Origin of the sequence: Falsibacillus albus (genome assembly GCF_003668575.1) — a bacterium.
GTDB lineage: Bacteria > Bacillota > Bacilli > Bacillales > DSM-25281 > Falsibacillus > Falsibacillus albus.
In genome coordinates this window covers 19,114-37,524 of sequence record NZ_RCVZ01000009.1, presented here as the reverse complement: position 1 = coordinate 37,524, position 18,411 = coordinate 19,114, and the positions used below count along the sequence as shown (strand labels likewise).

Here is an 18,411-nt window from a genome sequence, read left to right as displayed (position 1 = left end):
TGCGTCTTACTGCAGCGCAGAAAGTATGCGATCACATAGCAGCATTGTATTCACATTGTCGCGTCCATTTGAAGTGGGCGTTTCCCCACTTTTACAACAGCCGATAAAGTGGGCCATTTCCCCGACAAACCCTCGTAAATAAAGGTCTCTGTAAGGTCCGGACATCGGTGTGGCCGATGGAGTGAAAACGGCGTTCTCCTCCCTTAAGGACTTCCATGGCAGGTCTTCAAAAGTTTGCGACTGATGCACGGTCAAGGTATTGATTTCATCAGCGAAGGCAAAGCCGTTATCAAATGTGACGAGCATATTTTCACTTTCACGCGACCAAGCTGTCATTCCCGTAAAATAGAGGCTCCCGACGACGCCATTTTCAAACTTCAGCGAAATACTTTGGGAGATGAATTCCTGGTCTGTATATTTCAGACCTGTTACTTGAAGGACTTCTCCAAAAAGATAGCGAACAAGGTCAACCATATGTATCGCGGCAAATTTGATAAATTGATCTTCATTTTTACAAAACGGTGTGCTGTCCACCGCAAACCTTGCTTGGAAAGAACGAGCGGCACCCAGATTACCCTCTGTCATTAAATCTTTTAACTTCGCATAGCAAGGGGCAAAGCGTTTCATGAATCCAACCATCACGATCACTCCTGCTTCTTCAGCCGCATCTGCAATTTGAGCCGCTTCTTCCACACTCATCCCAAGTGGTTTTTCTACATATACATTTTTCCCGGCCCTGATACAATCGAGCACAATGGAAGGTTGATCCACAGGCTGTGCGATGACGACAACCCCGTCGCATTCTTCTTGTTCCAACATTTTTTTATAATCATCATAAGGCGTCCCATTGCTTCCAAACCGCTGCAGCGCAGCCTTGGAACGATCAATATTCCTTGTGGATATAGCTTGTATTTCCGCGCCTGCTTCGATAGCAGATGGAAAAATGTTCGTCGATGCATGAAAGCCAGCACCGATAAAACAGAGGTTTGCTTTTTTCATTTGATAGCTCCTAGTTGGTTTAATATTTTTATAGGCGAATACTTAAAGTATGTTGATTGGAGCGGAAGGTGCGAGACTCCGGAGGGATCAGCGGGCAAGGTAAGACCCCGCAGCGGAGCGAGGAGGCTTACCGCCCGCCCCTCGGAAAGCGAGCATCCTGCAGCGGAAATCAGCCCTTTCCGATTTTGATTAACAGCAACAAAATTTCTTGAGCCCTCCTTTTGTTACAGCCTTATTTTTCAAAAATATCACAACCACCGGTCTATCACAATTTAATAATCCATATACAAAAAAATAGAGCCTAGAAAATCCTAAGCTCTTACATTCCCTACAACAAATAAAATCCCAATCCCATGATCACGTATGCTGCAAGCAGCGTGGCCCCCTCGAACCAGTTCGTCTCCCCGTCATTGGCGATGACGACCGTCAAGAGCACTGATGACACCATTGCGACCAGCTCGGGGATCGTGAAAATGAGCGACATCGATTGGGCATAGAACAGGGAGATCAACACAAGCACAGGCGCGACGAACATCGCCACCTGCAAGGTCGAGCCGATGGCAATTTCGACGGCGACATCCATTTTATTTTTGTACGCCATCAAAATGGCGGATGCATGCTCGGCAGCGTTTCCGACGATGGCGACGATGATGACCCCGATGAACAGCTCGCTCCAGCCAAAGCTGTGTGCGACCGTTTCAAACGTATGTACAAGGTTTTCTGAGATATATGCGACGGCAACGGTTGCCAGCGCCAGTACGAGTGTCGCCCTTCCCTTGCTCCATTCCGGTTCTTCATGAGCCTCTTCCCCGGCAGAGTCATTTTGTGATTGATAGACCCCTCGGTGGGTGACGAGTTTAAAGAAAAGTGCTGCCATGTATAAGATGATCAAGATGATGGAGATGCCGACGCTCAAGCTGATCGTCCGGGATGGTTCCATCGACATCGCAAAGATTTCAGGGATGACAAAGGCAACGATGACGGCAAACATGAGCAGCCCCGAGTTGTGCCTTGCGTCAAAGACATTGAATTTCTGGCGCTTGAACTTCAGTCCGCCTACGAAAAATGAAAGTCCTGCCACAAGCAGGAGGTTCCCGATCACCGACCCGGTCAGCGATGCCAGGACGACTTCCGTCAATCCCGCCTGCAGGGCAAAAATAGAGATGATCAGTTCGACTGCATTTCCGAACGTTGCATTGAGTAGCCCACCGATCCGAGGTCCTGCCACTATCGCCAAGCTTTCCGTCGCTCTCCCCATATATGATGCCAGCGCGATGATCGTGACACAGTATACAATGAACATGACCACGCTCGGCCAATGCAGCAAGGATCCGATGATGGAAAGCGGCACCCCGGCCAAGACCAATAAACCAAAGATTTTATCCATGCCTTCTACCTCTCTTCTTAAAGGAAAATGGTTAAAAGTTCTTTTAATAAGCCACATTAATGGATATCTTGCCAAAAAGGAGACATCCCATATGAACGATGCTTTGAAGGAAAAAATTTTATCATTGATGGATGATCATCATGTCGGAACATTGGCCACTATCCAGGACAGCAAACCGTTTTCGCGGTTTATGATGTTCTTTCATGACGATTTGACACTTTACACAGCTACCAATCAGCATGCCCATAAAGCGAATGATTTAACAGAACATCCAGATGTCCACATCTTGCTTGGCTATGAAGGAAAAGGCTTGAACGATTCGTATGCAGAAATTGAAGCGGTTGTTGAAAAAGTAGGTTCAGTGGAAATGAAGCGGAAATATTGGCACAAACAGCTGCAGCCATGGATCACGGGTCCCGATGATCCCGACTACCTCCTCTTAAAGCTGTCGCCAAAGACGATTTTATATTATGATCATGCCGGATCTGAACCGCAGGAGCTTGCGGTTGGAAAGGTATGACTAAGTTGCTTTCCGCCCTTGCCCCTCGAGTAACTGAGGGGCATGGCGGATCGGTTGTATTGGATTTAGATTTTATTTATCCTTCCTTCAACTCAAATGTTTCGGTCACTTCGATGCTGCCGATGACCGATTGCACCATCGAGCAATTTTTCCGTGTCAACACCATTGCTTTCTCGATTTTCTTTTCTGAAAGTCCTGTTCCGGTGATCGTGAAGTGAAGCGCCACTTTCTCGATGCGGTTTGCTTCTTCTTCGTTGCGTTCCACCCCAGCCTGAACTTCGATGTCCTTCACATCAACGCGCTGCTTTTCAAGGATTTTTCTCAATACGCCCCCGCTGCAAACTGCGATGGATGACACCATCAGCTGGTACGGACGGATACCGTATGCCTCGTCGCCTGAAATGTCCAGTCTTCCGTATGGCAGCTCCGTGAAAAAGCCGCCTTCTTTCATTGTATATTTCATATATATTCACTCCTCCATGTTCTCATTGAATAAAATTCTAATCGATTTTTAATTATCTTGCCATTCAAATGAATTACCGTTACCATCAAAATGGAGATTGAAATTCAACTAGGAGAAGAGATAATGAGGCATTCAAATCAACTGCGATTTTGGATTTTAGTCAGCATCGTGGCGATTTCCGGCTTCTCGCAAGGGATGCTGCTTCCGCTGATTGCGGTCATCTTCGAGCATGACGGCGTATCCTCATCGTTAAATGGAATCAACGCGACAGCTTTATATATCGGGATTTTAATCATATCCCCTTTCATGGAAGGGCCGCTCAGGAAATTCGGCTATAAACCGATCATCATCGCAGGCGGCGGCGTGGTCATTTTATCATTGGCCCTGTTCCCGCTCTGGAAAACGTTCTGGTTTTGGTTTTTCTTAAGGCTCTGCATCGGGATCGGCGACAACGCCCTCCATTTTGCCACCCAGACGTGGATCACATCTTTTTCATCCAAGGAACGACGCGGACGGAACATATCCCTCTATGGCCTCTTTTTCGGAATTGGCTTTGCGGCTGGTCCGCTGATGACACCGCTTGTCGACATCAGCCAGTCGCTACCGTTCATCATTTCCTCGGTCCTTTGTTTAATTGCGTGGGGCTTTTTATTTACATTGAAAAATGATTTTCCAGAGCAGGACATGGCGGTCAATTCGTTCAAGGATACGATCAGCCGCTTTTCGACGGCCGTCCGCTTCGGCTGGGTCGCCTTCCTGCCTGCCATGGGGTATGGATTTTTGGAATCGTCCCTGAACGGAAGCTTCCCCGTTTATGCCTTGCGCATCGGCTTGTCCGTCAGCAGCGTGTCCATCCTGCTGACCTCATTTGCCATCGGCAGCATCGTGTTTCAGCTGCCGCTCGGAATCATGAGCGATAAGTTTGGTAGGCGAAACATCATCATTGCCATTTCGCTGATCGGCGGGATTAGCTTCATAGCCGCCAGTGCCGTAGAACATTCGGTCCTTTTATTGAGCATTTGCCTATTCATTGCCGGAATGGTCGTCGGATCGACCTTCTCGCTTGGCATCAGCTACATGTCCGACCTTATGCCGAAGAACCTGCTCCCGACTGGGAACCTGATCTGCGGTATCGCCTTCAGCGTCGGCAGCCTGTCCGGGCCGTTCATTGCCGGCATCTTCATCGAATACTTTTCGGACGTCAGCTTTTTCAACATCATCAGCTTCCTGATGCTTACCATCTTCGCCTTCGTCACGATGTACGGAAGGAAAATGGAGAAAAAAGTTGAGCATGCCTTTCATAGCTAACAAGGGAACTCCGTCAATTGGAGTTCCCTTGTTTCATGTTTATGGGGATGAAACCAGATTTCACGCAAAAAAACAGAGCTAGGCGCAAAAAACTGAACTTACGCGCAATAAGCAGTTCCGAGAACCGCGCACAGATTCAAATCCCCCTCGCATTAGCGCACAGTAAATGGTGTCGTAATATAAAACAAATAAAAGGCAAAAATAAAAATTATGACAATCAAAATGGTCGACAAAATCCAAATCGGCCCTCTTGATGCCCTGAATGTCTGCTCATTGATTTTCTTCAATTTCGTAAAATAGCTGACCGTCGAAAATAGGATGGTCGCCAGCCCGAAGACGATGGACAATGCGCCGATCACATTTGCCAAGATGTCGCCCATTTCACTGAAATCTTCGCTCAAGGAGAAATGCAGATTCGTGATCAGAAACCCTACGCCGATCGTGGCAATGGCCGTCCTGATCCAAGCGAGATATGTTCGCTCATTGGCCAGATGCTGCTGGATATACTTTGAATCGACTGTATGCTCTTTGTTTTCATTGTTCATTTTGCTTCACCTAGCATTCGTTTTTAACTTGCATTTATTATAATGCAAAAAGTCACCGGAACATATTTCTTTTCTTCCCATACATTATATGGTAGTATATGTCTAACATAACTGCCGACAAAAGTTTATAACGGATTTGAAGCGGCTTGACTCCGCTTCTGCTCCACTATAAGAAATTGCTGTCATCTATAGGATGACAGCTTTCGTCATTTTTAAGGGTAATGAAAGTGATTATTCTTCTCATTAAAAGGAGGGTTCTTTATGAGTACTGAGGCTAAAAGAATAGCAATTCCCAAGGTGAAAAAGGAATCTTTTTTGGATAAAATCAAACCGCATGCCGAGTTGATCGCCGCTTTGATGAGCGGTGTATTCATCCTAACGGGGTGGCTGCTGCAGAAAAATGAGGCAAGCGGAACTTCTGTCGCTTTCTTCCTGCTCGCCTTTTTGATCGGCGGGTTTGCGAAAGCAAAGGAAGGCATTGAAGAGACGATTGAAAACAAGGAACTGAATGTGGAAATGCTGATGATTTTCGCCGCGATCGGCTCGGCGATCATCGGCTACTGGACGGAAGGCGCCATTTTGATCTTCATTTTTGCCGTCAGCGGCGCCCTTGAAACGTATACGATGAACAAAAGCCAGAAGGAAATCTCGTCATTGATGGATCTACAGCCCGAGGAAGCCACTCTCCTCGTAGACAGTGATGAAAAGAGGGTGCACGTCTCCGAGCTGAACATCGGTGACCAAATCTTAGTAAAGCCGGGTGAGCGCATTCCTTCCGACGGCCAGATCGTCAAAGGCCAGACGACGATTGATGAAGCGGCCATTACAGGCGAATCGATCCCGATTACAAAAGAACAGGACGGGGAAGTCTTCGCCGGGACAGTCAATATCACTGGGACTGTCACGATTGAGATCACCAAGCCGAACAGCGATACGCTTTTCCAAAAAATCATCAAACTTGTCCAATCGGCGCAAAGCGAAAAGTCGCCATCACAACTGTTCATTGAGCGCTTTGAAGGAACGTACGTGAAGGTCGTCCTGATCGTCGTTCTGCTGATGATGTTCGTCCCCCACTTGTTGTTGGACTGGACGTGGAAAGAAACCTTTTACCGTGCCATGATCCTGCTCGTGGTCGCCTCGCCTTGTGCACTCGTTGCCTCGATCATGCCGGCGACACTGTCCGCCATCTCCAACGGCGCGAAGCATGGAATCCTTTTTAAAGGCGGCGTCCATTTAGAAAACTTGAGCAATCTGAAGGCAATTGCATTCGATAAAACCGGGACGCTGACAAAAGGAAAGCCGGAAGTGACCGATGTGATCGTCCGTCCCGACGTGGATGAGAATGAGGTCCTTCATAAGGTCGCGTCGATTGAAAATTACTCGCATCACCCATTGGCCCAGGCGATCGTCCAGTATGTAAAAAAGCGGGATCGCACGAATCCGCTCCTTCAGCCTGATTCCTTGGAAGATGTGTCGGGCTGGGGGGTCAAAGCCGCATTGCACGGTGAAGACTGGAAAATCGGCAAAGCGGATTTCGTCGGTGCTGAAAACGCGCGTAGTTTTGCTAATGATGCGGGAAGCAAGCTTGCAGCAGAAGGAAAAACGATCGTCTTTGTCCAAGACCCAAACGGAATCGCTGCTATCCTTGCGCTGAAGGATACGGTGCGGGATATTACCGTCGATGCCATCAAGCTCCTGCGCGACCAAGGACTCTATACGATCATGCTTACCGGAGACAGCGAAAAGACGGCCAAGGCCATCGCCGAAGAAGCCTATGTCAATCAATACATCGCCGAATGCCTGCCTGACATGAAGGTGTCAGAATTGAAAAAGCTGAAAGAACAGTTCAATAATGTTGCCATGGTCGGCGACGGCATCAATGACGCCCCGGCGCTCGCAACTGCCAATGTCGGCATTGCGATGGGAGAAGGAACGGACGTCGCCCTAGAAACCGCCGATGTCGTTCTCATGAAAAATGATTTATCACGGATTTCCGAAGCGATTCAAATCTCCAAGCGGATGAATCGGATCATCAAGCAAAACGTCATCTTCTCGATATCCGTCATCATGCTCTTGATCGCATCGAACTTCCTGCAATTCTTGGATCTGCCCTACGGCGTCATCGGCCACGAAGGCAGCACCATCCTCGTCATCCTCAACAGTCTGAGGCTCTTGAAATAAAATCAGGGTATGCCCCTTTGGTGACAGGCACCAAGGGGCATACCCTATTTTTGTCCATGTGATGGAGAAATTCCACACATAATGGAAGCCTGCCATCTTCTTTCCACGCTGCGCTTCGGTCCAAAGGAAGGCCAAGGAAAATTCGAACTGCAATTTTCCCTTCTCATTGCCTCTGGTCAAGCTGCCTATGCTTTTCTAATGGTATCCGTTTTGGCCGTTAGCGGATCCGGATGTTTTCCCTTTAGGTTTTTGGTTTTTGTTTTGCTTAGTTCCGCCGTCTTTTTTGGTTTTTTTGGTCATGATGGGTCTCTCCCTTCGAATAAAAGACAATTTTAAAGAGGATGCGTGATGTGCATCCTCTTTTTAGTGTGTACGTTTCAGTTGTCTGTCGCTCAGGTAATTAGCGGTAATCAGCTTTTGCATTCTTCGTCATCCACATTGAGCAGGGCATTGACCTCGCCGCCGAGGATGATGATGAAGCCTGAGATGAAGAGCCAGAGCATCAGGACGATGATCCCCCCGATGCTTCCATAGGTCGAGGAGTAATTTCCGAAACTGCTGACATAGAAGGAAAAGGCAAAAGAAGCAATGACCCATCCGATGGTGGCTACGATCGCCCCAGGAAAGGCCGTGACGCAGCTAATTTTTTTACTCGGGGCAAAGTAGTAGATGCCCACAAAGATCAGAAATAAGATAATGGCGCTGACAATCCATCTTAATGCATTCCAAAGCTGTAAAAACAACTCGGAAAAACCGAATTTAGAGAATAGATACATCCCGATCTGCTTGCCGAATACCGGCAGCAGCAATGCAACCATGAATACGAAGATCATCCCGAACGTCAAGAAGATCGACATGCCCCTCGTCACAAGGAAGGACCTTGTTTCATCGATGCGATAGGCGCGGTTCAACGCTTTGACGATTGCATTCATCCCGTTGGACGCCGACCAGATCGTCGCGATGATCCCGAATGAAAGCAAGCCGTTGCTCCGGTTGCTCATGATTTCCTTCAAATTGGTTTGGATCAAGTCCATCGTCTGTCCCGGTGCAAAATCCCGGATGACATTCAGGACATCTTCTTCTGTAAAAGGCAGGTAAGGTAATAACGTCACTAAAAAGATCAGCAAAGGAAACATCGAAAGCAAGAAGAAATAGGACAATTCCGCTGCCAGTCCGACAGCATCATCGTATTGGATGCTTGATGCTAAATTCTTTATGAACGATTTACTAATCTTTTTCTCTCTCATTCCCTCACCTCATCTTATACTTGCTGTTCATCCTCCACCAAAGCATCCTTATACTTTTCAGCAGAGTGCTCAAACGTTTCTTTCGTATCCTTTACCATCGATTTGATTTCCGGTGTGATTTTTTTTACTTCTTCCACTTTTTCATTGATATACTCCAGATCTTCCTTCACTTGCTGAAAGGCAGCTGTGGATCTTTCGTACAAATCCTTGGACTTGGCCACAAGCTCGCGCGGATGGCTCACCATCTCCCACGCCTTTTCCCCATTGCGTTTGCTTGAGGAAATGACGGCCGTTCTTGTCTCTTTGTCCAATAAACTCAATAATCCACCTGCTGCAGCCCCTAATAGTACTCCCTTGAAAAATTTACTCGCCATGAACAAATGCCTCCTGTATCAATAAATGTATTTAAGGGTCCCTCCCTATTGAAGAGAGAACCTTATTTAATTATGTACGTATTATCTTTCATTATAGGGGAAGCCGTCCTCTTTTGGGATTTTCAGATGATATTTTTTATGATGAAATTTTGTTACTCTTTTAATTTACCTTTAAATCAATTTTTAAAACATCGGATACACCTCACTTAATCAATTTGACAATCTGCAGCAATCATGGAAAGATATTATGTAAGCTAGTCGGAAAAGGAAAGGATGGAAGAAGTGGATCTTTCTCAAAAATCACCCGAAAATATCGAATTCATGGTTGAAGAAATAAAGACAAAACTAAGAATGGTCAATGTAGGCGCAATCAAGCCTGGCTATTTCGATGAAGAAATGTACGAGGACCTTCACGACCTCTATTCAATGGTCAAACGAAAAGATTCATTCAGTCCCAGCGAAATGCAGGCCATCGCAGAGGAACTGGGGAACATTCGTAAAAAAGCATAATGAACTCACTAGAAGCCAAGAGTCACCGGCTTCTTTTTTCATGAAAAAAACACACTTGAAAATTAATCCAATCGCCTTTACTATTTAGATAACCACCTAATTAGTTATTTATCTAATTAGATTGTCATTGAAGTAGAAAGGCGGTATCCTTTATGAAAATCAATGGAATTTTGTCTAAAAACGTTATTCGACAAGTCCAACACAATAAACCGTTACTTTTCCTTTGGCTGGCCAGCATATGCTCAGGGCTCTCGATTTCGATTTATTTGTTATGTGAACAATGGTATGTCTTGAAACGGCTGCATATGACAGAATCGCTTGGATTGATTTTAATGGCGACAACTTTGCCTCGCGTGATTTTTATGATGTTTGGCGGAGTGGCAGCGGATTATGTACGAAGATCGCGGATCATTTTCTTTTCACTTTTGGTCAGGGGATTGCTGATATTGTCGATGTTTTTGCTTTTAACGATCGGGCAACTTCAATTTTGGCAGCTGTTTGTATTCGCCTTTTCCTTTGGCTCCATCGATGCTTTTTTTTGGCCGGCACGCGATTCGCTCCTCCCTTCTCTCGTTCACAAACATCAGTTGACGCGGGCAAATTCGCTGATCCAGACGACCAGCCAGATCACGACGCTGATCGGACCATTGATTGGAGCATTCCTCTTATCCCTCCTCTCATTTAAAGGCGTTTTTATCACGATTTCCATTTTGCTCATTACCGGGAGCCTCTTTGCACTGAACATCAGTGATAGACGGATCATCGATCAACCAGGCAAAGACGTTTCGATTTTTGTCCATTTAAAAACTGGGTTTCAATATGTGAGAAGGAGTCCACTGTTATTGGCACTGATGCTGACGTTCATCATCGATAATTTCTTTTTCATCGGTCCACTCATGCTAAGCATCCCGGTCATGGCTGATGAAAAATTTGGAGGGTCAGCCGTTCATTTGAGCCTCCTGCAGAGTGCATTTGCCGCAGGAATGTTAAGCGGTGCGGTGTTGTCGGGGTTGATCAATTTGAGAAATGCAAGGGGCCGCACCGTCATCCTCCTTATCATGGCAGAAGGCGCAGGTTTGATCTTTTTAAGCGGAGCACCTTTTCTTTGGATGGCTGCCATTATACTTTTTTTGATTGGCATGGCGATTTCGAGCATCAACATCCCTGTTGCAAGCTTGATTCAAGAAACGACTGATCAAGAAAAAATGGGACGCGTCATGAGTTTGACGACCATGGTCTCGATTGGATTCATCCCGCTTTCCTATGCTGGGGTATCTGCTCTGATGACAAGCCGCTTGTCCATTTATAGGATTTTATTGATTGGCGGTACCGTTTTGTTGCTGTATGGCTTTTTTCTTTGGGTAAAAGCAAGAAGCTTGAAAGATGCTTCCTAAAATAAAAAAACTGTTTCGATTTTAACGCCTAAATCAACAAAGTATGAGAAAAGAGCAAATAAAAGAGCATGCCAAATGATGGCATGCTCCTTCTTGATATATTTATAATCTCGTCAAAATCACCGGGCCGTCCTTCGTGACCGCAATCGTATGCTCGAACTGGGCAGAAAGAGATCCGTCCTCAGTCCTTGCCGTCCATCCGTTGTCATCCATTTTTACTTCAAAGTCGCCGATGTTGACCATGGGCTCAATGGTAAAAACCATGCCCTCACGAAGTCTGGAGCCTCTCCCGGCAACACCGAAATGCGGCACTTCAGGCTTCTCATGAATCGTCGAACCAATCCCATGGCCGATGAATCTGCGAACGACCGAAAATCCTTCGCCTTCGACATAGGTCTGGATGGCATGGCCGATATCCCCGATCCTGTTCCCTTCAACCGATTGCTCAATGCCTTTATAAAGGGACTCTTCTGTCACCTTAAGAAGCTGCTCTGTCTTCGAATCCACGTCTCCAACTGCATAGCTCCAAGCTGAATCCGACAGAGCTCCATTCAAATTCACAACCATATCGATCGTCACAATATCCCCATTATTCAATGGTGTCTTCCGCGGAAAGCCGTGGCAGACTTCATCATTGATCGATGCACAAGTGGCAAACTCGTATCCTTTATATCCCTTCTGTTCCGGGGTGGCGCCATGCTTCTTCAAGAACCCCTCGACAAATCGATCAATCTCCATCGTGGTAATGCCCGGTTTGATCAATTTGGCGATTTCCTGATGGATCGTCGCCAGCAGCACCCCCGATCTGCGCATATTTTCAATTTCCCGCGGCGATTTAAGAATAATCAACGCTATCCTTCCTCTCCCAATGAACTACGTCTCACTAGTAAATCCTGAATATATGTAATCACACTATAAGTATACCCGTGCCCTTTGGTGCCTGTCACCCAGGGGCCACTCTGACCCAATTCCGCCCCCTCCATTTGTCCAAGGGCGTTTTCTTGGGAAAACCTTTTCCTGATACCCGCTTTCCTGGCTATTTGCCCGCCATTTCCAAGTCTCCTCTGTTAAATAAAAGCGATGATGAGTGGATTGAGGTTTGAATGAGCGGATAAAGAGGCTTTGCTTCTGGCTGGGGTGGTGGATTCCATCATGTTTCGAGAAGATTCCGTCACTTTTTCGATTTTTTCCATCACTCTTGAGGTTTATTCCATCACTAATCACGTTTATTCCATCACTAATCGCAGTTTCTCCATCATCGCTTGTTTTCCCACGCTAAACCCTGCCCTTTGGTGCCTGTCACCAAAGGGCCACCCTATCCTCCCCTACAATCGAAAGGGCCGCCATCGGAATGGGGCGGCCCTGTATCAACTCAACTATTTATTATTCACTGAGCAGCTTCAACGATTCGCGATTGAAGGCTGGCAGGTCGTCAGGTGTGCGGCTGGTGACGAGTTGGTTGCCGCATACGACGACTTCTTCATCTTTGTATGTCACACCTGCATATTCCATATCGACTTTGATCGATTTGAATCCAGTTGCTGTCCTACCTTCCAATGTCTTGGCGGTGATGAGCAGCTGCGGTCCGTGGCAGATCGCGAAGACTGGTTTCTTGTCATCCATGAACGATTTGACAAAATGGACGAAGCGGTCATCTGCACGCAGCTGGTCGGGTGAGAAGCCACCAGGGATCAAGAGTGCATCGAAATCTTCCGGTTTAACATCATCAATGCTTTTATCGATGGAGATTTCTGCATCTCCTTGCTTGCCTTTCACTTTTTTGCCTGCTTCCTTCTCGATGTTCACCACTTCATGGCCGGCTTCCTTAAATGCTTTTGCTGGCTCAGTGTATTCGCTGTCTTCAAACATACTCGTTACGACACATGCAATCTTCTTACTCATATTCGCTCATCTCCTTTTCTTTACTGACGAATTTTCCTACGAATCACATTTTTAATGATTCCCGTTATTTGGTATTTAAAACATCATTTTTTGTCCATCGTGAATTGAGAAAAGATGGTGTCCGTTTGAATGCGGTACAGCTCCTTGCCCGCAATCGTGTTGATGATATGGATGTTCCGGTCGACCGACAACCCTAGGTTCGTCGCGGCTGCCCCGTGGGAATGCTCCAGATTGGTCAGCGTGAAAAAGTGATGCTCCCTTTCTTCCTTAAACACCAGCTGATAGTCCCTCGAGACCTTGAACCTTTTTTCGTCCTCCCAAACGATTTGATCGCGGAACCGGTCGTCGAACCAATCCGGGATGTTCGGCTTGTAGCCAGTCGCAAGAACGACCTTTTTCGATTCATAGTCAAACTCATCACCCTCCTGCCACTGATGGCAAGACAGTCGGTATCCGTCATCCACACGGGAAATTTCTTTCACTTCGGTCAAAGGCTGTATCAGGATGTCTTGCGTATTATCCTCGACCGATCGGTGGTAAAGAACATTGTAAATGGCATTCAGCGTGGAAGGGTCGATGCCCTTCCGCAAATGCTCAAGCGTGGATAAGGCGCTCTTTCTCTGCTCGAAGGACAACGGATGAAAATATTCGATGTAGTCTGGCGAAAAGAACTCCTGTCCGAGCTTCGACGATTCCAATTGCAGGATGCCCTCCGACCTTGTGAACCAGGTGACCTTATAATCCCGGTTTCGCTGCTCCTTCAATAAATCGAGGAAAATTTCCGCTGCGCTCTGGCCAGATCCGACAATCGTCACAGAGCCTGATTTTACCACATCGTCTTTATGGTATAGATAGCGGTTCGAATGGAACACATCCTTATCAGGCAGACCTTCCATTCCATTTACAACGAGCGGTTTTGCCCCCGTACCCATGACAACATGCTTTGAAAAGTGGGACGTCAGCTCGCCCGAATCCCGATCTTCCACGATGACCTCGTAATGGGGAGATTCATCGTTCATATGATCGATGACATCGACCACCTTTTTCCCAAAGAAACAAGATTCCAGCTGGCCTGCCACCCACTGGGCATAACGGTTATATTCCTGGCGGGGGATCTCATTTTTATTAAAAAAGAAAAACTTATATAAACGGTTGTGTTCATGCAAGTAATTCAAGAAGGTGAATCGGCTGCGCGGGTCGGCGAATGTGACGAGGTCGGCAAGGATCGGAACCTGCAAATCCGTTCCATCGATCAACATGCCGGGATGCCATTCAAATGCAGGGGTCTGATCAAAAAACATTCCGCGCAGGTCGGTTTCTTCCAATAAGGCAGCCAGACCGAGATTGTAGGGTCCGATGCCAATCCCGACTACATCTAATAAATCCTTCTCTTCCATATGTAAGACTCCCCTTTTACCATCAATTTTTTATTGTCCATTCTACAAACATACCCAATTCTAAGATGGATTAAGCCTCGAACAATGTCATATCATGACCGACTTTTTATTAATCAAACGATTGATTAATTTCCTTATGACTTTATATTTCCCAAGAAATGAACGGCTCGCAGCAAAAAAAAGAAATGTCGAAAATATTTTCGACATTTCCCTTATTTGGCAATCGGAAGTGTAATCATCACTTTCGTTCCGCGCCCCTCCTCACTCTCGATGATGAACGTGCCGTCATGCTCTTTAATGATTTTATTAGAAATCATCAGCCCCAGGCCCGTCCCTTTTTCCTTCGTGCTGTAGAAGGGTTCGCCCAAATGCTTCATCCGGTCAGCCGGAATCCCGATTCCCGTGTCCTCGATGGTGATCAGGGCCTTATCCTCCACCCGATACAACGTGAGGAGCAGTTCGCCGCCCTCCGGCATTGCATCGACAGCATTGTTGATGACATTGATCAGCACCTGTTTGACCTGTTTCACATCGCAATCCACTTCCACAAACTCATCGATGTGTAAATATAAACTCACATTCTTCTTTAAACAATGTATATTGGCCGTTTCAATGATATGGAAGAGTATCCGATTCAGTGAGCTTACTTTAAAATTGACTGCGTGCGGCTTCGCCAGCGAAATGAATTCCCCGGTGATCAATTCGATTCGCTGGAGTTCATCCAGGATGACATCGAAATAAATGGGCTGATTGGTATCTTCCTTGAGGAGCTGCATGAATCCTTTCAAAGTCGTCAATGGATTGCGAACCTCATGGGCAACACCTGCAGCAAGCTGGCCGATGAGTGCGAGCTGCTTTGATTTCTTCAACAGATCTTCCGTCTGCTTTTGCTTCGTGACATCTCTCATGATCGATGACATGCCGATCAGCTCGCCGGATTTACTGATGATCGGAGTGACATTGATGATGACATGGACAGGTTTTTTCCAGCGATTGTAGCGAATCGTTTCGAAATCCACAATTCTTTCTTTCCTTTTAATTCGCATAAGGATTTCTTCGAATTCTTCACTTCTTCCGTTTTTGTGCAAAATCTTCATCGAATAGCCGACGATCTCATCCTGCAGCCAACCGAATGCTTTTTCAAATGCTTTATTGATCTTCAAGATATTGCCGTTCTCATCCAGAAGGCTGATGCTTTCAGCTGTATTCTCAAAATGTGCCTCGAGAAGCTCTTTCACTTCCTTCAATTCATTTTCAATGATCATCCGCTTCGTCTTATCCTTTGCCACCCCGTAAATCCCCGTTCCGATTGGGATGTAAGTAAAATCTACATTGTGGCAAATCCGGTACTTATCGATGATTCGTAGTGAACTGTGCTGCGGAGATCCGGACAGTGATCGCGCAAACTCACGCTGATGCTGACAATGATCATCTTTATGCAAAAGGCTCAGAAAGGAAATTCCGTATTTTTCATCTTTCAGAAAGCTGGTCAACCTTTCTGCGGATGGATTCATATGGAGAATGCGCCCGTCATCGCTCATATAGAATACCGCTTCAGGGTGCAGGTGAATGAAGGAAGATAACTTATGCTCCTTCAATTCATGAACATGGATTTGGGGCGGAGGTTCTTCTTTTATTAATTGGCAAAAATACATTTCTTCCTGATCGATCATGCTTTTATCCATCTTCAGTAAATAATGATGGATGGTCCCATTGGCTGCTTCAATTGAAACGTTTTGATTCAAGGGGGATGTTGATAAAATTTGTTCCCTATTTTCCTCACTATGAAGGAAGTCATTCATTTCCGCTGCGAACAAATGATTGAAAACGAGTAATTCTCCTTGAGCACTGACGACATAGGACGGGTATGGAATCTGATTGATCATCATGCTGCATAATTCATTCGGAAAAGTTTTCATCATTTGCACGCCCCTTTTTACGTATACCTTACCTTTCGACAAATATAGTGGAATTCCTTTATATCTTTTTCGTAATTCCGTAATGCTGTAATCTCCGCATACGTACAAGCCGAGTGGCACGACAGCCATATACTATTGCAAGAGGAATTTGAGGCTTCTTCAACATGAATTACTTTTAAGAAAAAACAACCATTTAATGAAAATCGCCTTGAAAAAATTCTGAAATTTATTCGATGAGGAACATGCATGATGATTAATATAGTTATGCTGCTTTTCACTGCTTATTTATTTTATAGATGGAGAAAGCAACGGAGTGAAAGACACCTGGTTAATCGTGATAATTCAAAAGGGAAAGGAATCAGGATTGCCATCATTGACTCAGGCATCTTTCCTCATAAGGACCTGACCATTTCCGGCGGCGTCAATCTAGTGGATCCATCTGAAGGCTGCGGCGATGATTTCGGCCACGGCACACATATTGCCGGCATTATTGCATCGAAGCTTAATGGGCTCGCACCCGGCGCGGAAATCTATGCCGTGAAGGTGCTGGATAAGGTCGGCAACGGAAGGATCGCTGATGTCGTTAAGGGAATAGAGTGGGCCATCGAACATGAAATGGACATTATCAATATGAGCTTGTTGACCCAAACGGACTGCCCTCAACTAGAAGATGCGGTCAAACGGGCATATGATCATGGAATATTGCTGGTGGCGGCCGCTGGGAATACAGGAAAATCAGAAAACAGCAATGTTATGTTTCCTGCAAGATATGCAGAAGTCATCGCTGTCAGTGCCGTCAACTCCCGTCTTCAGCGCGCGCCATTTTCATCTCATGGAAATGGGATTGAATTTGCGGCCATCGGGGTGAAGGTCAAGAGCACGTATCTGAAAAACAAGTATAAATCCTTTTCGGGCACCTCTGTCGCTGCCCCTGTCGTCAGCGCTAGGCTTGCCATATTAAAGGAGGAGAATCCCGGGCTATCTCACATCGAACTGAGGGATCTGCTGCAAAAGTCAGCCGTGGATATCGGACCAGAAGGAGTGGATTCCTTCTCTGGCTATGGTCTTGTCCAAAAATGAAGAGCTGGACGGCATAAAACTTGATGCGGCCAGCTCTTTTATTTTGGGTTGTTTTGTAGGATTCGTTGCTGTGAATCATAGGTTCAAAAAAGTTGTTTTCCGCTGCAGGATGCTCGCTTTTCGAGGTGCGGCGCTGATCCCTCCGGAGTCTCGCACCTTCCGCTCCCATCAACTTCATCGGATTGCATAAATGTGAAAAAATCAGCACTGATTCCATCTCTATTTTCACAAATGGCCTGCCCCTGCCTGGCAGCTTCTGTTTATTTCGAAAGCAGCGAAACAGCGATCTGCGCCCCGACTTCCGCATTATGTTTAACCAAGGCGATGTTGGCGACAAGGCTCTTTCCTTCCGTCAATTCCTTCACCTTGCTCAATAGAAACGGCGTGACTGCCTTGCCGCTGATTCCTTGATTTTTGGCTTCTAGCAAGGCAGTTTCAATGACCTCCGTGATGAATGACTCTTCAAGGGCTGCTTCTGTCGGGATCGGATTGGCGATGACCACTCCGCCATTCAGTTTCAAATCCCGTTTGGCAGCGATCAATGCTGCGGCATCCTCCGGCGTGTCGATCCTGAAGTTGACGTGATAAGGACTTGAACGCGTGTAAAAGGCCGGCAGCACATCGGTTTCATAGCCGACGACCGGGACGCCGAACGTCTCCAAGTATTCAAGTGTCAGACCGATGTCGAGAATCGACTTCGCACCCGCACAGACGACGGCAACATTCGTGTTGGCCAGCTCCTGAAGGTCGGCTGAAATGTCCATCGTTTCCTGCGCCTCGCGGTGGACACCGCCGATCCCTCCGGTCACAAATACATCGATCCCGGCCAAATTGGCGCAGATCATCGTCGCTGCCACCGTTGTCGCACCATTTTTCTTCGTGGCAAGCAAATAAGGCATATCCCTCCGGCTCGCTTTCACAATCTCGTCGCTTTTTGCTAAAAATTCGATTTCATCATCGGTCAGGCCGATTTTTATTTTTCCCCCGATGATGGCGATCGTTGCAGGAACAGCGCCATGCTCCCGGATGATCGCCTCCACTTCCTTCGCGGTTTCCACATTTTGCGGATATGGCATCCCGTGGGAAATGATCGTTGATTCAAGCGCCACGATCGCTTTTCCCATTCTCTTTGCCTCCAAAACTTCCTCGGAAAATTCCAGCCACTTTTCAAATGTCATGATGCTC

General features: G+C 46.5%; 17 protein-coding genes. 6 read left to right on the top strand and 11 right to left on the bottom strand.

What is annotated here, in order from left to right; all coding sequences use genetic code 11:
- Positions 1-6: 6 nt before the first annotated feature.
- Both D9X91_RS13235 and cax read right to left on the bottom strand, forming a co-directional pair.
- Positions 7-999, bottom strand: coding sequence for a Gfo/Idh/MocA family oxidoreductase (locus D9X91_RS13235; protein WP_121681116.1), 993 nt, complete (start codon positions 997-999; stop codon positions 7-9).
- 328 nt (positions 1,000-1,327) lie between these two features.
- Positions 1,328-2,386, bottom strand: coding sequence for a calcium/proton exchanger (cax, locus tag D9X91_RS13230; RefSeq protein ID WP_121681115.1), 1,059 nt, complete (start codon positions 2,384-2,386; stop codon positions 1,328-1,330).
- A 91-nt stretch (positions 2,387-2,477) separates the two neighbouring features.
- Here cax and D9X91_RS13225 point away from each other — a divergent pair, with 91 nt between their 5' ends.
- Entirely contained in the window at positions 2,478-2,906 is a 429-nt protein-coding gene (locus D9X91_RS13225; protein ID WP_121681114.1) for a pyridoxamine 5'-phosphate oxidase family protein, read from the top strand.
- A 76-nt stretch (positions 2,907-2,982) separates the two neighbouring features.
- Here the strand turns inward: D9X91_RS13225 and D9X91_RS13220 are convergent, their stop codons facing one another.
- Positions 2,983-3,369 (bottom strand): OsmC family protein, encoded by a 387-nt coding sequence (locus D9X91_RS13220; protein WP_121681113.1) that lies wholly within the window; start codon positions 3,367-3,369, stop codon positions 2,983-2,985.
- Between the two features lie 123 nt (positions 3,370-3,492).
- On the opposite strand from D9X91_RS13220, the gene D9X91_RS13215 reads away from it, so the two are divergent.
- Positions 3,493-4,677: an MFS transporter gene (locus tag D9X91_RS13215; RefSeq protein ID WP_121681112.1), complete on the top strand. Its 1,185-nt coding sequence runs from the start codon at positions 3,493-3,495 to the stop codon at positions 4,675-4,677.
- Positions 4,678-4,829: 152 nt separating this feature from the next.
- Here the strand turns inward: D9X91_RS13215 and D9X91_RS13210 are convergent, their stop codons facing one another.
- The gene (locus tag D9X91_RS13210) at positions 4,830-5,222 is read right to left on the bottom strand and encodes a YidH family protein (protein ID WP_121681111.1); all 393 of its coding nucleotides are present in this window, start codon (positions 5,220-5,222) and stop codon (positions 4,830-4,832) included.
- A 261-nt stretch (positions 5,223-5,483) separates the two neighbouring features.
- On the opposite strand from D9X91_RS13210, the gene D9X91_RS13205 reads away from it, so the two are divergent.
- Positions 5,484-7,403 carry a heavy metal translocating P-type ATPase gene (locus D9X91_RS13205; protein WP_121681110.1) on the top strand — a complete coding sequence of 640 codons (1,920 nt, stop codon included), beginning with the start codon at positions 5,484-5,486 and terminating at the stop codon, positions 7,401-7,403.
- A 410-nt stretch (positions 7,404-7,813) separates the two neighbouring features.
- Here the strand turns inward: D9X91_RS13205 and D9X91_RS13200 are convergent, their stop codons facing one another.
- Both D9X91_RS13200 and D9X91_RS13195 read right to left on the bottom strand, forming a co-directional pair.
- Entirely contained in the window at positions 7,814-8,650 is an 837-nt protein-coding gene (locus tag D9X91_RS13200) for a YihY/virulence factor BrkB family protein (protein ID WP_121681109.1), read from the bottom strand.
- Positions 8,651-8,664: 14 nt separating this feature from the next.
- A complete protein-coding gene (locus tag D9X91_RS13195; protein WP_121681108.1) occupies positions 8,665-9,024 on the bottom strand; it encodes an adenylosuccinate synthetase in 360 nt (119 codons plus the stop codon).
- A gap of 282 nt (positions 9,025-9,306) precedes the next feature.
- Here D9X91_RS13195 and D9X91_RS13190 point away from each other — a divergent pair, with 282 nt between their 5' ends.
- Both D9X91_RS13190 and D9X91_RS13185 read left to right on the top strand, forming a co-directional pair.
- Positions 9,307-9,534, top strand: coding sequence for a DUF1128 domain-containing protein (locus tag D9X91_RS13190; RefSeq protein ID WP_121681271.1), 228 nt, complete (start codon positions 9,307-9,309; stop codon positions 9,532-9,534).
- Positions 9,535-9,686: 152 nt separating this feature from the next.
- The gene (locus tag D9X91_RS13185; protein ID WP_121681107.1) at positions 9,687-10,928 is read left to right on the top strand and encodes an MFS transporter; all 1,242 of its coding nucleotides are present in this window, start codon (positions 9,687-9,689) and stop codon (positions 10,926-10,928) included.
- A 102-nt stretch (positions 10,929-11,030) separates the two neighbouring features.
- On the opposite strand, the gene map is transcribed toward D9X91_RS13185, so the two are convergent.
- The 4 genes from map to D9X91_RS13160 form a co-directional block, all read right to left on the bottom strand.
- Positions 11,031-11,777: a type I methionyl aminopeptidase gene (gene map, locus D9X91_RS13180; protein WP_121681106.1), complete on the bottom strand. Its 747-nt coding sequence runs from the start codon at positions 11,775-11,777 to the stop codon at positions 11,031-11,033.
- 534 nt (positions 11,778-12,311) lie between these two features.
- On the bottom strand, positions 12,312-12,830 hold the full coding sequence (locus D9X91_RS13170) for a type 1 glutamine amidotransferase domain-containing protein (protein WP_121681104.1): 519 nt from the start codon (positions 12,828-12,830) through the stop codon (positions 12,312-12,314).
- Positions 12,831-12,913: 83 nt separating this feature from the next.
- A complete protein-coding gene (locus D9X91_RS13165) occupies positions 12,914-14,227 on the bottom strand; it encodes a lysine N(6)-hydroxylase/L-ornithine N(5)-oxygenase family protein (protein WP_121681103.1) in 1,314 nt (437 codons plus the stop codon).
- Positions 14,228-14,439: 212 nt separating this feature from the next.
- Positions 14,440-16,149, bottom strand: a complete 1,710-nt coding sequence (locus D9X91_RS13160) for a PAS domain S-box protein (RefSeq protein ID WP_158598317.1) — start codon at positions 16,147-16,149, stop codon at positions 14,440-14,442.
- 243 nt (positions 16,150-16,392) lie between these two features.
- On the opposite strand from D9X91_RS13160, the gene D9X91_RS13155 reads away from it, so the two are divergent.
- Positions 16,393-17,226, top strand: coding sequence for a S8 family peptidase (locus D9X91_RS13155; protein WP_121681101.1), 834 nt, complete (start codon positions 16,393-16,395; stop codon positions 17,224-17,226).
- A gap of 260 nt (positions 17,227-17,486) precedes the next feature.
- Here the strand turns inward: D9X91_RS13155 and D9X91_RS13145 are convergent, their stop codons facing one another.
- Positions 17,487-18,404, bottom strand: coding sequence for a pseudouridine-5'-phosphate glycosidase (locus tag D9X91_RS13145; RefSeq protein WP_121681099.1), 918 nt, complete (start codon positions 18,402-18,404; stop codon positions 17,487-17,489).
- Between the last annotated feature and the right edge of the window lie 7 nt (positions 18,405-18,411).

Bases quoted from the DNA above. Each gene is read 5' to 3' on its own strand.
- D9X91_RS13165 (WP_121681103.1), bottom strand. From the start codon at position 14,227: ATGGAAGAGAAGGATTTATTAGATGTAGTCGGGATTGGCATCGGACCC.
- D9X91_RS13210 (WP_121681111.1), bottom strand. From the start codon at position 5,222: ATGAACAATGAAAACAAAGAGCATACAGTCGATTCAAAGTATATCCAG.
- D9X91_RS13215 (WP_121681112.1), top strand. From the start codon at position 3,493: ATGAGGCATTCAAATCAACTGCGATTTTGGATTTTAGTCAGCATCGTG.
- D9X91_RS13225 (WP_121681114.1), top strand. From the start codon at position 2,478: ATGAACGATGCTTTGAAGGAAAAAATTTTATCATTGATGGATGATCAT.
- D9X91_RS13155 (WP_121681101.1), top strand. From the start codon at position 16,393: ATGATGATTAATATAGTTATGCTGCTTTTCACTGCTTATTTATTTTAT.
- D9X91_RS13200 (WP_121681109.1), bottom strand. From the start codon at position 8,650: ATGAGAGAGAAAAAGATTAGTAAATCGTTCATAAAGAATTTAGCATCA.
- D9X91_RS13145 (WP_121681099.1), bottom strand. From the start codon at position 18,404: ATGACATTTGAAAAGTGGCTGGAATTTTCCGAGGAAGTTTTGGAGGCA.
- D9X91_RS13170 (WP_121681104.1), bottom strand. From the start codon at position 12,830: ATGAGTAAGAAGATTGCATGTGTCGTAACGAGTATGTTTGAAGACAGC.
- D9X91_RS13235 (WP_121681116.1), bottom strand. From the start codon at position 999: ATGAAAAAAGCAAACCTCTGTTTTATCGGTGCTGGCTTTCATGCATCG.
- D9X91_RS13160 (WP_158598317.1), bottom strand. From the start codon at position 16,149: ATGATGAAAACTTTTCCGAATGAATTATGCAGCATGATGATCAATCAG.
- cax (WP_121681115.1), bottom strand. From the start codon at position 2,386: ATGGATAAAATCTTTGGTTTATTGGTCTTGGCCGGGGTGCCGCTTTCC.
- D9X91_RS13195 (WP_121681108.1), bottom strand. From the start codon at position 9,024: ATGGCGAGTAAATTTTTCAAGGGAGTACTATTAGGGGCTGCAGCAGGT.
- D9X91_RS13185 (WP_121681107.1), top strand. From the start codon at position 9,687: ATGAAAATCAATGGAATTTTGTCTAAAAACGTTATTCGACAAGTCCAA.
- D9X91_RS13220 (WP_121681113.1), bottom strand. From the start codon at position 3,369: ATGAAATATACAATGAAAGAAGGCGGCTTTTTCACGGAGCTGCCATAC.
- D9X91_RS13205 (WP_121681110.1), top strand. From the start codon at position 5,484: ATGAGTACTGAGGCTAAAAGAATAGCAATTCCCAAGGTGAAAAAGGAA.